The following is an 11,616-nucleotide window of genomic DNA, read 5'->3' as shown; positions in this document are numbered from 1 at the left end:
CGGGCGCTGCCGCCGGCCCGCCACGATGCGGTGCCCATCGTCGAGCGCGTTCGGTAGGCGCGCTTCCCTGACGGTTTCAAGGCTGATGGGTTCGATCCAGACCCCACCACCGCCACCCCGGGGCAAGCGTCACTCCCCATACGAAGGGCTCCCGGTTCCTGTGTCGCCCCACGGGGAGCGACGTGTTGGCTGTTGCGACGGGAAAGGACGGCAGCCATGGTCGATCCATGAACCCCTCGGATACCGCGGCCCAGACTCTGTTCGCCGGCGCAGGTGAGATCCGGGCCCTGGCGCGGGCGCTCGACTGGTCGCGCACGCCGCTCGGGCCTGTCGCGGGCTGGCCGCAGAGCCTGCGCTCGACCGTGCGCACGCTCCTGTCGTCGCAGTACCCGATGATCCTGACCTGGGGACCGGCCTTCACCCAGATCTACAACGATGCCTACGCCAAGCTGATCGGCGCCGGCCATCCGGAGGCGCTCGGCAGCGACATCCGCATCACGCTGGCGGCGGGCTGGGACACGCTCGGGCCGATGATCGCCCGCGTCATGCGGACCGGCGAGGCGAACTGGACCCCGGCCCTGCCACTGCTGATGGAGCGGGCGGGCTACCGGGAGGAGGCTTATTTCAGCGTCTCCCACGCGCCGGCCGAGGATGACAACGGCCACATCGTCGGCATGCTGGCCGTCTGCAGCGAGGTCACCGCGCAAGTGGTCGGCGAGCGCCGGCTCGGTTTGCTGCGCGACCTCGCGGCCAAGGCCGGAGAGACCCGAAGCGTCGACGCGACCTGCGCCGACATCGCGGGCGCGCTCTCGGACGACCGGCTCGACGTGCCCTTCGCGCTCCTTTTCCTGCGCGAGCCGGACGGCGGCCTGCACCTATCGGCGGCGACCGGCCTCGGCGCGGACCACCCAGCCGCGCTGCCGGGCGCCGCGTGCTGGCCGCTCGACCGCGCCCTCGCGGGAGAGACCGTCACCGTCAACGGGCTGGCGGACAGCCTCGCCCTGCCGGCCGGTTTCTGGGCGGACCCGGCCGACGGCGCGCTGGTTCTCCCGCTCGCCGGCGAGGCCGGCTCGGCGGCGCTCGGGGTCCTGGTCCTCGGCGCGAGTCCGAGCCGCGCGCTCGACGAGGGCTACCGCGACTTCCTCCATCTCGTGACGGGGCAAGTCTCCACGGCCCTGCGCAACGCCCGCGCCTACGAGGCGGAGCGGCGCCGGGCCGAGGCCCTGGCCGAACTCGACCGCGCCAAGACGCAGTTCTTCTCCAACGTCAGCCACGAGTTCCGCACGCCGCTGACCCTGATGCTCGGACCGCTGGAAGAGGTGCTGGCCAACGATCGGCTCGAACCGCGCGTCCGGGACGAGCTCGACGTGGCGTACCGCAACGCGCTGCGCCTGCTGCGTCTCGTCAACGCGCTCCTCGACTTCTCGCGGGTCGAGGCCGGCCGCGCGCAGGCCACCTTCACGCAGGTCGATCTCGCGGCCCTGACGGAAGACCTCGCCAGCACGTTCCGCTCGGCCATCGAGCGGGGCGGCCTGACCCTGCGGGTCGAGTGTCTGCCGCTGCCCGAGCCGGTCTTCGTGGACCGGGACATGTGGGAGAAGGTCGTCCTCAACCTCCTGTCGAACGCCTTCAAGTTCACCTTCCGGGGCAGCATCGTCGTCCGGCTGGAACCGGTTTCGGGAGCGGTGCGCCTGACCGTGGCCGATACCGGCGTCGGCATCCCCGCCGAGACCCTGCCGCGCGTCTTCGAGCGCTTCCTGCGCGTCGAGAGCGGACGCAGCCGCTCGCACGAGGGGTCGGGCATCGGCCTCGCGCTCGTGCGCGAACTGGTCGGCATGCATGGCGGCACCGTCGCGGTCGCCAGCGAGGTCGATCGAGGCACCCGCTTCACCGTGACCGTCCCGACCGGGTCCGCGCATCTGCCGCCGGACCGGATCTCCGACCGGATCGCCGATGCGGCGGAGGCGCCGGAGCGCGGCGGCCTCGCTCGGGCCTATACGGAGGAGGCGCTGCGCTGGCTCCCGGACGGGGACACCGCGACCAACGTCGTCCCGCTGCGCAATGCGACCGTCACCCGGCCGGGCGAGGGGAAGCGCGCGCGCATCGTGCTCGCGGACGACAACGCCGACATGCGCGCCTATGTCGAGCGCCTCCTCGGTCTCGACCACACCGTCGTCGCCGTCGCCGACGGCGCGGCGGCCCTGGTCGCGTTGCGCGAGGAGCGGACGGACCTCCTGCTGACCGACGTGATGATGCCGGTGCTGGACGGCATCGCACTGACCCGCGCCGTGCGGGCCGACCCGTCCCTGCGCACCGTCCCAGTCATCATGCTCTCCGCCCGGGCGGGTGCGGAAGCGGGCGTGGAGGGGCTCGACGCCGGCGCGGACGATTACCTCGTAAAGCCCTTCGCGGCCCGCGAGCTGCAGGCGCGGGTCCGGGCGAATCTGGAGCTCGCGCGGCTCCGGCGGGAGGCCGAGGAGCAGGCGGCCCAGGCCCGGAAGATGGAGGCCGTCGGCCAGCTCACGAGCGGGGTGGCCCACGATTTCAACAACCTGCTGGCCGCGGTGATGGGCTCGGTCGAGCTCGCCGAACGGCGCGTCAGCGACGAGCGCGTCCTGCGCCTCTTGAACAACGCCCATCAGGCGGCGAAACGCGGCGCGAAGCTCACCGAGCAGCTGCTCGCCTTCTCGCGGCGGCAGCGGCTGGAGACGCGCGCCACCGATCTGAACGGCGTGCTGTCCGGAATGGCCGACCTCCTGCACCGGACGCTCGGCGGCACGATCGCCGTCTCGACCCGCCTCGCGGCCGACCTCTGGCCGGCGATCGCCGATCCGAACCGGATCGAACTCGCGGTGCTGAACCTTGCGGTGAATGCGCGCGACGCCATGCCGGATGGCGGCGAACTCCGCATCGAGACGGCGAACGTCGCGGCGGCCGAGCCGCGGCCGGCCACGCTGCCGGCGGGTGATTTCGTCCGCCTCAGCGTGACGGATACCGGCGACGGCATGCCGCCCGAGGTTCTGGCGCGTCTGTTCGAGCCCTTCTTCACGACCAAGCCCCAGGGCCGGGGTACGGGGCTCGGCCTCGCCCAGGTCTACGGCACCGCCACCCAGCTCGGAGGCGGGGTCGCGGTGGACAGCCGCGTCGGTGAAGGCACGCAGGTGACGCTCTACCTGCCGCGAGCCAATGCCAGCGCGGCGCAGGCGGATGCGCCCGCAGCGAAGCCGTCCGAAACGTCGGGCGGCCTGCGCATCCTGCTCGTGGACGACGACGGTCAGGTGCGATCGACCGCCGCGGCCATGCTGGAGGAGATGGGGCACGCGGTGACCGCCCTGGATTCCGGCCCGGCAGCGTTGGGCTTCCTCGCCGGAGGCGACGGCGTCGACCTCCTCGTCGCCGACTTTGCCATGCCCGGGATGACCGGGGGCGAACTCGCCACGCGGGCCGTCGCGGCGCGGCCGGGTCTGCGCGTGTTGCTGATGACCGGCTACGCGGAAGCCGCCGCCTTGCCCGACGCCGTGCCGGTGCTGCGCAAGCCGTTCGCGCTCACGGAACTGGCCCAGGCCGTGCGCAATGTCGCCGCGGGCAACGACAGTCCGGTGCTGCAGATCCCGCGGGCCGGACAACCGCCGGCCGGCGCCTGACCGTACGGTTTCCGGTCGATCGATCCGGTCGGGGCATGGCCTAGCCCCTCCCCCTTGCGGGGAGAGGACAGGCCGTGGCCGAAGCGATCGATCGGAATGGCCGCGTCGCGAGACTCGAAGCGAGGCTCGCCTACACCCGCATGGCCGCGACGAAGGCGCGGAAGGCCGAGGTGGGCTGCCGTCGGCTCGGATAGTAGAGGTGGTTCGGCGGCAGAACCGGTGCCCAACCGGCCAGAACCTCGACGAGTGCGCCGCTTTCCAGATGACGATCCACATGCGGCCTCGGCAGACAGGCGACGCCGAGGGCCGCGACCGCGGCGTCGCGCATCACGTCGACATCGTTGCTGACGAAGGCGCCGGGCACCGCACGCTCGAACCGACGCCCATCGCGCTCGAACTCCCAGACATGGATCGTGCCGGAGCTGGTGTAGCGGTAACACAGGCAGCGGTGTCGGCCGAGGTCGTCCGGAGCCTGCGGGGCCTCGCGGGCTTCGAGATAGGCGGGCGCGGCCACGAAGGCGAGCGGCACGGGATCGCTGATCCGCACCGAGATCATGTCGCGCTGCAACTCACCCTCGTGCCGCACCCCGCAATCGAAGCGTTCGGCCACGATGTCCACGAGGCCGTCATCGACCACGAGTTCCAGCGCGACATCGGGATAGGCGTCCGCGAATCCGGCCAACCGCGGCAGGACGACGTGCACGGCCGCCGAACGATGCGCGTTCACCCGGATGCGGCCGGCCGGGCGCGCACGGTTCAGGTCCAGGGTGCCGAGCGCTTCCTCGACGGAGGCCAGGGCCGGGCGAAGGCTCAGGAGGAAGTCCGCCCCCGCCTGCGTCGGGGCGAGCGAGCGCGTCGTCCGATCGAGAAGTCGGATGCCGAGCCGGGCTTCGAGTACCCGCATGGCGTGGCTGAGGGCGGAGGCGGAGAGACCGAGGCGGACCGCGGCCCTGGCGAAGCTGCCGGCCTCGACGATGGCCGCGAAGACGGCGAGCCCCGACCAGAGGTCGCGATCCATTCCTGAAAATCCTTCAGCAACCCCTGCGGCCGACCCCGTCTAATCCGCGGCCGGAGGCCGGTCCATCTTCGAATTATTCGGCCGGGGACCGCCGCGCTCCGCATAACGGCCGGCCGCGGCGCGATCGGTCCGGGTGCCATGTCGTCGGGATAGGAAATCGAATCGATGGACCTGCAATCCTACCGTGCCCTCGGCCGATCCGGGCTCTTGGTCAGCCCGCTCGCGCTCGGCACCATGACGTTCGGCACGCCGCGCTGGGGCCTGGACGAGGCGGGCAGCCGCGCCGTGTTCGACCGCTACACCGAACTCGGCGGCAATTTCGTCGATACCGCCGACGTCTATGCGGGCGGCTGCTCCGAAGAGTTGGTCGGCACCTTCGTGGCCGAGCGCGGTCTGCGGGAGCGCCTCGTCATCGCGACCAAGTCCGGCTTCGCGACGGGCCGGGGCATGCATCAGGGCGGCAACGGCGCGCGGCATGTCCGGGCGGCGGTCGAACGATCCTTGGCCCGGCTGCGGACCGATTTCATCGACCTCTACTGGGTGCATGTCTGGGACGGCATCACCCCGGCCGAGGAACTTCTCGAGACGATGACGGCCCTGATCCGGGCCGGGAAGATCCGCTACTGGGGCCTGTCCAACACGCCGGCCTGGTACGTGGCCGAGATCGCAACGCGAGCGAGGCTGCACGGGCGGCCCGGGCCGGTCGGCCTGCAGTATTTCTACTCGCTCGTGGAGCGTGGGGTCGAGAGCGAGCATGGTCCGCTCGGCCGAGCCTTCGGTCTGGGCATCGTCCCCTGGAGCCCGCTCGCCTACGGCCTGCTGACCGGCAAGTACGACCGCGCCGCCGTCGAGGCCGGTCCGACGCGGCGCGGGGGCGTCCCGAACGAGGGGGCCGCGAACGGCGACAGGCGCCCCGAGGGCGACAAGCGGCTCGACGGCGACAACCCCTTCGGCGACTCTCTGTTCACGGAACGCAACTGGCGGATCGTGGATACGCTGAAGCGCGTCGCCGAGGAGGCGGGACAGACGCCGGCCCGCGTGGCCCTTGCCTGGCTGGCCGGACGGCCGGGCGTCACCTCGATGCTGCTCGGTGTCAGCCGGACCGAGCAGGTGGCCGACAACGTGGCAGCGCTCGGTCTGACCTTGTCGGCCGAGCACGTCGCGGCGCTCGATGCCGTCAGCGGCGGCAACGAGAACCTCCTCTACGGCCTGTCACGCCCGCCCCTGCGCGATCAGGTCGTGTTCGGCGGCGCCGAGGTTCGGGGCTGGCGGGCCTGAGCGGCGCGAAGGCGTCCTGCAGGGTCGGGCCGCCGGGCCGGACGCGGCGCCCGGCGGGGCCGTCAGATGCCCTGGCCGCCCGAGACCTCGATGCGCTGCGCGTTCACCCAACGGTTCTCCTCGCCGAGCAAGCTCGCGACCATCGGCCCGATGTCGTCCGGCACGCCGACGCGGCCGAGTGCGGTCAGGTCCGCGAAGTGCTTGTTGATGTCCGCATTGTCGCGCACCGCGCCGCCGCCGAAATCGGTCTCGATGGCGCCGGGTGCAACCGTGTTGACCGCGATGCCGCGGCTCCCGAGTTCCTTGGCCATGTAGCGGGTCAGCACTTCCACGGCCCCCTTGACGGCCGCGTAGGCGCCGTAGCCGGGGACGCAGAACCGCGTCAGGCCGGAGGACAGGTTCACGATGCGGCCGCCATCCGCGAGGAGGGGCAGCAGCGACTGGGTCAGGAAGTAGACGCCCTTGAAGTGGACGTCGACCAGCCGGTCGAACTGCTCCTCGCTCGTCTGACCGATCAGGGCGTAGTCGCCGTGGCCGGCATTGTTGACGAGGTGGTCGAAGGTCTCGCGGCCCCACGTCTCGCTCAGCCGCGCGCGCAGACGCTCGGCGAAGCCGGGGAACGCGCCGACCTCGCCGGTGTCGAGTTGCAGTGCGACCGCCTTGCGGCCCATTGCCTGGATCTCCGCGATGACGGCGTCCGCCTCGTCCGCGCGGCTGTAATAGGTCAGGACGACGTCGCCGCCGTGGCGGGCGATACTGAGCGCGGTGTTGCGGCCGAGGCCGCGGCTGGCTCCGGTGACGAGGGTGATCTTGGTCATGGACGGCTCCGTTCGTGTGGTCGGCCCGGTATGCCGTCCGGGCGTCGGCGCTTGTTGCCGGAAGCTCGCGAGTTCTTGCCTGATCCTCCGAAGAGCCGTGCTTTCACGCGAGGGATGAGGTACGTTTTCTTCCCATGACGACCCTCCTCGCCGCCGTCCGCCGACACGCCGAGGCGAACCGGAACGACACCGGCATCGCGGCCACCTCCATTCCGGGTCTCTCGACCGTGCGGGCGACCGCCCCCAGCGGCCTGCTCCACGACATCTCGAGACCGCTGGTCTGTCTGGTTCTGCAGGGCGGCAAGCATGTCACCATGGGGACGCGGAATTTCGCGTTCGGGGCGGGCGATTCCCTCCTGGTCACGGCGGACGTCCCGACGGTGAGCCAGATCACCCGGGCCAGCATCGCCGCGCCCTACCTCTCCCTCGTGCTGGAACTCGACCCGGCCATCATCGCCGACCTGGCCGCGCAGATGCCGGTCGAGCCGCAGGCCGACCTCGTTCCGGTCCGGGTCGACCCGACCGAAGCGGAGACGGCGGACGCGGCCCTGCGCCTGATGCGCCTTCTCGACCGACCGGCGTCGATCCCTGTGCTCGGCGCGCAGCTCGTGCGCGAGATGCATTACTGGCTGCTGGCGGGGCGGCACGGGGCCGCCATCCGGCGCCTGGGGTGGCCGGACGGCCACGTCGAGCGGATCACGCGCGCGGTCGCACTGCTGCGGGCCGAGTTCGCCGGACAGCTCCCGGTCGAGCGGCTGGCGGCGGCGTCCGGGATGAGCCCGTCATCGTTCCACCAGCATTTCCGCGCGGTGACCTCGCTCTCGCCGCTGCAGTTCCAGAAACATCTGCGCCTGATCGAGGCGCGTCGCCTCCTGGTCACGGAGGGCCTGTCGGCGAGCGCTGCCGCCTTCGCGGTCGGCTACGAGAGCGTTCCGCAGTTCACGCGCGAGTATCGCCGCATGTTCGGCCTGTCGCCCGTCCGGGATGCGAAGGCCACCAGAAGCCTCGCGGCCGCGGCGGCGTGAGACGGCGTTCGGATGATTGCTCCGATGCCGCTTCCCGTCATTCCGGGGCGCCGAAGGCGAACCCGGACCCGGAGGGGCGCGCCGGAGGCGTGCAATCCACCCGTGATGCCATGCTGAGCCGCGCGTCACGGGTGGATCCCGGGTTCCGCTACGCGGCCCCGGGATGACGAGGGAAGCAATACCGAAGGATTCGAGCGGAAACGGTATCAGAGGCCCAGCGCCAAGCCGTCGCTGCGCGGATCGTGAGCGCCGACGAAGCTTCCGTCATCCTCGATGCGGATCGCCCCCGGATGGCCGGCCAAGGGGCTCTGTGCGGGAATGGGGCTGATCTCGTGGCCCCGCGCCTTGAGGTCGTCGAACACGGCCTGTCCCGCGTCGAGTTCGAGCTTCAGGCTGTCGCGGCTGTCCGAGAAGGTCTTCCCGAGGAGAAACCGGGGCCGCGCGAGGGCGGTGAGCGGATCCATGCGGTAATCGATCAGGCGCGTCAGCACCGCCGAGAGCGTCTGCGGCTGCCCGTCCGCGCCCTGCGTCCCGTAGAGCAGCCGCGGACGGCCGTTCCGGAAATACATTCCGGGATTGAGAGTGTGGAACGGGCGCGCGCCGGGGCGCAGCCTGTTGATGCTGTCGGGCTCCACGCTGAAGGCCGCGCCGCGATTGTGCCAGAGGATGCCGGTATCGCCCGCGACGACGCCGCTTCCCCAGTCGAAATAGACCGTCTGGAGCAGGCTGACGCAGTTGCCGTCCCGGTCGGCCGCCCCGATGAAGACGGTGTCGCCGGTCTTGAAGACGTGCGGCCAGGGCGCCGCCTTGCGCCGATCGATGCCTCGGGCCAGCGCGTCGAGATGGGAGGCCGACAACAGCCTCTCGACGGGGACCTCGGCGAAATCGGGATCGGCGATGAAGCGGTTGCGGTCGATGAAGGCGAGCTTCACCGCCTCGACGAGGAGGTGGAAGTAGTCGGCGCTGCCCTCCGGGACGGAGGCCAGGTCGAAGCGGTCGAGGACGCCCATGATCTCGAGGGTCGTCAGCCCCTGGGTCGGCGGGCGCAGGCTGATGAGTTCCCCGCCGCGATAGGGCACGCGCAGCGCGCTCTCGTTGCGCGCCCGGCAGCGGGCGAGGTCGTCGGCCGTCAGCGGCGAGCCCGCCTGCTGCAGCCCGCGCGCGATCCGCTGGGCCAGCTCGCCCTCGTAGAAGTCGCGGCCGCCATTCTCCGCCAGCGTCGTGAGCGTGCGAGCGAGGTCGGGCTGGCGAAACGTCTCACCGGCCTCCGGGATGCGGCCCGCGTCGGTGAACACGCGCACGATATCGGGCCAGTTGCCGATCTCCTTGGCGCGGAAGTTCGACCAGAAGCGCTGCGACGGCGTCAGGGGGAAGCCGTCCGCCGCGTAGGCGATGGCGCGCTGGAACAGCCCCTGCCAGGATTGCCGTCCCCCTAAGGCCCGTTGGCTGTAGGTGAAGGCTTGGTCCCAGGTATCGACGGCCGCCGCCGCCGTGATCGCCGATCCGGGGCCGCGGAACGGGATCGGCCGGCCGTCCTCCGGCAGATTCGCGGCCGCCTGACCGATGCCGGACAGGGTGAAGCTGGCACCCTGGCGGTCGCTCACGATCATGAACGCGTCGCCGCCCAGGCCGCAGAAATGCGGGTAGGTCACGCAGAGGGTGGCGTTGATGGCGATCGCCGCCTCGATGGCGTTGCCCCCTGCCCGCAGCACCTCCCGCCCGGCCTCGCTGGCGAGTTCGTGCGGGCTCGTCACCATGCCCTGGCCGGATCGGGCGAGGGCGCCGCGGGCGGCGCTCGCCTCGGCGAAGAGACGGGTCGGCATGGTCGTCGCCCCCAGGGCAGCCGCGGAGGTCAGGAGAAGCGCCCGCCGCGACGCGGTCGGCGCGACGGGTCGATGGTCTTCGCTACGATCCATGGCGGCGTCCCCCCATTTGCCCGCTCGGATCGAGCGGGAGACGGATGCGTGAGCCCGGCCGCACGGTGCCGCTACTCCGCCATTTCGGCGACGTGCGCCGCGATCGCGCCGGAGGTGGTGAGCCAGACCCTGTCCCGGTGCCCGGCGATCCGTTCGAGCGCCTGCCGCAGGGGGCGCAAGCGGTGCGGCTGGCCGACGATGTAGGGATGAAGCGCGATGCCCATGACCAGCGGCGCGCGGCGCGACTGGTCGAGCATCTCGTCGAAGCCGTCCGAGATGGCCTCGGCGAAGGCGCGGGGACCGTCCTTGCGGGCGACGATGGCCGGGATGTCGTTCAGCTCCTGCGGATAGGGCACCGAGAGGATGCGCCCGCCGCCGCGCGTGGCGAACCAGATCGGCTGGTCGTCGTGGCACCAGTCGAGCAGGTAGCGGTAGCCCGCCTCCGCCAGCAGGTCCGGCGTGACCCGCGACTGCGAGATCCAGGGTCCGAGCCAGCCCGCCGGCGCCGTGCCCTCCTCGCGCGTCAGCACCGCGGTCGCCTCGGCGATCAGCGCCCGCTCCTCGGCCTCCGGGAGCGTACCCTGGCGCTCGGAATTGCTGCGCCCGTGCCCGACGATCTCGTCGCCGCGGGCACGGAAGGCTTCGATCAGGCCCGGGCAGTCGCGGTAGATCCGGCTGTTGACCAGCACGCTGGCCGGCAGGCCCAGCTCGTCGAGCATGTCGCGGATGCGCCACGCGCCGACCCGGTTGCCCCAGTCGCGCCAGGCGTAGTTGAGCACATCCGGCTGCGGCCCGCCCGGTGCCAGTTCGGCGCCCAACCCCTCGCCGAAGTCGAAGGTTTCGAGGTTGAGCGCGAGGTACACCGCGAGGCGCTTACCCTCCGGCCAATCGTAGACCGGCCGGTCCGGCAGGGCGGAATAGGCGTAGCGGCCATGGCTCGACACAGTCGGCTCGGATGTCGTCACGGGAAAAGTCTCGCTCCTGTCGTCGGGGAATGCGTGCGGCGTCAGGCGGCGCCGAGATAGGCCGCTTCGAGCGCCGCATCCGCCTTGAGTTCCGCGGCGGTGCCGGACGCGGCGACGCGCCCCTGCTCCAGGACGTAGCCCCGGTCCGCCACGGTCAGCGCGAGCGCCGCCATCTGATCGACGATCAGGATCGTCGTGCCCGCGTCGCGCAGCTCGGCGACGGTGGCGTAGAGGCTGTTGATGATCGCGGGCGCGAGCCCGAGGGAGGGCTCGTCGAGCAGGAGGATGCGCGGGCGCGCCATCATCCCGCGGGTGATCGCCAGCATCTGCTGTTCCCCACCCGAGAGCAGGCCGGCGCGGCTGCTCGTCCGCTCGCGCAGGCGCGGGAAGCGGTCGAGCAGGGCCTCGACCTCGGCCGGATCGACCCGGCCCCCGCGGCTCCCAAGACGACTCCACGCGCCGAGGCGGATGTTCTCGACGACGGTGAGTTCGGAGAAGACCTGCCGGCCCTCCGGAACCAGGGCGAGGCCGCGGCGGGCGATCTTGTGCGCCGGTAGCGCCGCGATCGGCGCGTCGGCCAGCACCACCGAGCCCTCGACCGGCCGGAGCAGGCCCGAGAGCGCCCGCATCGCCGTCGATTTGCCGGCCCCGTTCGAGCCGAGCAGCGCCACGGTCTCGCCGGGCCGCACCGCAAGGTCGATGCGATCGAGGACGGGCGCGGCGCCGTATCCCGCGCTGAGGTCGTGGGCGGCCAGAACCGCGTCGGCCGGGCCGCTCCAGGGGGCGGATCGCGGCCGGGCCGGGGTTTCGGCGGCCCCGAGATAGGCCCGCAGCACGGCGGGGTCGCGGCGCACCTCGGCGGGAGTGCCGCGGGCGATCGGGCGGCCCGCATCCATGACGAGGATGCGGTCGGACACGCCCATCACCAGGGGCATGTCGTGCTCGACGAGGA

8 protein-coding genes are annotated in these 11,616 nt (G+C 71.7%); 3 read left to right on the top strand and 5 right to left on the bottom strand.

Annotation, left to right across the window (positions count from 1 at the left end; all coding sequences use genetic code 11):
* Window positions 1-590 precede the first annotated feature (590 nt).
* Entirely contained in the window at window positions 591-3,644 is a 3,054-nt protein-coding gene (locus MFF42_RS01215; RefSeq protein WP_373875118.1) for an ATP-binding protein, read from the top strand.
* 130 nt (window positions 3,645-3,774) lie between these two features.
* On the opposite strand, the gene MFF42_RS01210 is transcribed toward MFF42_RS01215, so the two are convergent.
* Window positions 3,775-4,662, bottom strand: a complete 888-nt coding sequence (locus tag MFF42_RS01210) for a LysR family transcriptional regulator (protein ID WP_238253697.1) — start codon at window positions 4,660-4,662, stop codon at window positions 3,775-3,777.
* Between the two features lie 165 nt (window positions 4,663-4,827).
* On the opposite strand from MFF42_RS01210, the gene MFF42_RS01205 reads away from it, so the two are divergent.
* Window positions 4,828-5,940 carry an aldo/keto reductase gene (locus MFF42_RS01205; RefSeq protein WP_238253695.1) on the top strand — a complete coding sequence of 371 codons (1,113 nt, stop codon included), beginning with the start codon at window positions 4,828-4,830 and terminating at the stop codon, window positions 5,938-5,940.
* A 62-nt stretch (window positions 5,941-6,002) separates the two neighbouring features.
* Here MFF42_RS01205 and MFF42_RS01200 read toward each other — a convergent pair whose 3' ends face one another.
* The gene (locus tag MFF42_RS01200) at window positions 6,003-6,758 is read right to left on the bottom strand and encodes an SDR family NAD(P)-dependent oxidoreductase (RefSeq protein ID WP_238253693.1); all 756 of its coding nucleotides are present in this window, start codon (window positions 6,756-6,758) and stop codon (window positions 6,003-6,005) included.
* A 134-nt stretch (window positions 6,759-6,892) separates the two neighbouring features.
* Between MFF42_RS01200 and MFF42_RS01195 the strand changes: the two genes are divergently transcribed.
* Window positions 6,893-7,783: an AraC family transcriptional regulator gene (locus MFF42_RS01195; protein WP_238253692.1), complete on the top strand. Its 891-nt coding sequence runs from the start codon at window positions 6,893-6,895 to the stop codon at window positions 7,781-7,783.
* A 206-nt stretch (window positions 7,784-7,989) separates the two neighbouring features.
* On the opposite strand, the gene MFF42_RS01190 is transcribed toward MFF42_RS01195, so the two are convergent.
* The 3 genes from MFF42_RS01190 to MFF42_RS01180 all read right to left on the bottom strand — a co-directional run.
* Window positions 7,990-9,699: a gamma-glutamyltransferase family protein gene (locus MFF42_RS01190; protein WP_238253690.1), complete on the bottom strand. Its 1,710-nt coding sequence runs from the start codon at window positions 9,697-9,699 to the stop codon at window positions 7,990-7,992.
* 71 nt (window positions 9,700-9,770) lie between these two features.
* Window positions 9,771-10,664, bottom strand: a complete 894-nt coding sequence (locus MFF42_RS01185; RefSeq protein WP_238253689.1) for a polysaccharide deacetylase family protein — start codon at window positions 10,662-10,664, stop codon at window positions 9,771-9,773.
* Window positions 10,665-10,705: 41 nt separating this feature from the next.
* Window positions 10,706-11,616 (bottom strand): ABC transporter ATP-binding protein (locus MFF42_RS01180; protein WP_238253687.1); only part of this gene is annotated, 911 nt, incomplete at its 5' end.

The organism is Methylorubrum podarium (assembly GCF_022179745.1).
Classification (GTDB): Bacteria; Pseudomonadota; Alphaproteobacteria; order Rhizobiales; family Beijerinckiaceae; genus Methylobacterium; species Methylobacterium podarium.
The sequence above is the reverse complement of the archived record's forward strand: the minus strand, read 5'-3'. Positions and strand labels throughout refer to the sequence as shown.